General features: G+C 49.0%; 1 protein-coding gene and 1 pseudogene. Both read left to right on the forward strand.

Annotated elements, in window-relative coordinates:
* The coding region (locus R7P35_RS25855) for a response regulator (protein WP_318093315.1) at positions 1 to 620 on the forward strand (620 nt) is incomplete at its 5' end.
* Positions 620 to 1,101: pseudogene (gene cpxA / locus R7P35_RS25860) on the forward strand (envelope stress sensor histidine kinase CpxA); the annotation flags it as partial. The gene R7P35_RS25855 and the pseudogene cpxA, both read left to right, overlap by 1 nt.

Genomic DNA, 1,101 nt, shown 5'->3' on the forward strand with positions numbered 1-1,101 from the left:
AAGGATTCGAAGTCAGTGAAGCAAACGACGGTGAAGCCGGCCTTGCCGCAATCAATAGCGATATCGACCTCATCCTACTGGATGTAATGATGCCAAAATTGAATGGTATGGAAACGCTGAAGCGTCTGCGAGAGAACTGGGAAACCCCCGTGTTGATGTTGACCGCCAAAGGCGAAGAGATTGATCGAGTGATCGGTTTAGAGCTCGGCGCAGATGACTACTTACCAAAACCTTTCAGCGACCGAGAGCTGCTCGCTCGTATTCGCGCGATTTTACGTCGCACCAGTAACACGCAGAAAAACGGCAAAAACAGCGATTGTATTGAGTATCAAGAGTTGCGCCTGTATCCGGGCAAGCAAGAGGCTTACTGCGATCAACAATTGCTGGATCTAACCGCAACCGAGTTCGCGCTGTTGACCCACTTTGTCCAAAACCCAGGGCACGTACTCACCAAAGAGACGTTGAGCCTCGACGTACTAGGTAAAAGACTGGCGGCCTTTGACCGTGCAATCGATATGCACGTGTCGAACTTACGCAAAAAGCTGCCCGACCAAAGCAATGGCAAACCGCGCATCAAAACCCTACGTGGTCGCGGCTATATGCTGCTTGAGGAGGATTAATGCGCCTATCACGCATCAAACTGCCAAAGATTAATAGCTTGTATGGACGCATCTTTGCCATCTTTTGGTTCACTATGCTGTTGGTGTTGATAGCCGTGCTATCACTGCCACATTTGGATCCAAGGAAAGCACGCGACATCCCAGACGAGCATTATCAGCGGATCATTGAAACGCGTGATGCCATTCAAAACAAATACAGCAAAGAAACCGATCTAGGACGCATTTTATTCCGTGTAGAGGGCAATCGCGCAGGTAAACATGACCCACGACCACGAGTGTTCTTTTCGGATTACAACGGCAACGTCTTAACCACCGATAAGCGCAGCAACTTTCAACTGCGTGCGATGCAAAACTTTGTCACCAGTATTGAAGATTACAACAAGCCAAAACAGAGACTTTATGGCCGCTATATGATTGCCGGCCCTGTGCCAATCGTTCTGGCCGACTCTGAACTGCTGATGTACGTTGGCTTTAAATGGAA

The organism is Vibrio sp. Vb0304, from assembly GCF_033338995.1.
Taxonomy (GTDB): Bacteria; Pseudomonadota; Gammaproteobacteria; order Enterobacterales; family Vibrionaceae; genus Vibrio; species Vibrio alginolyticus.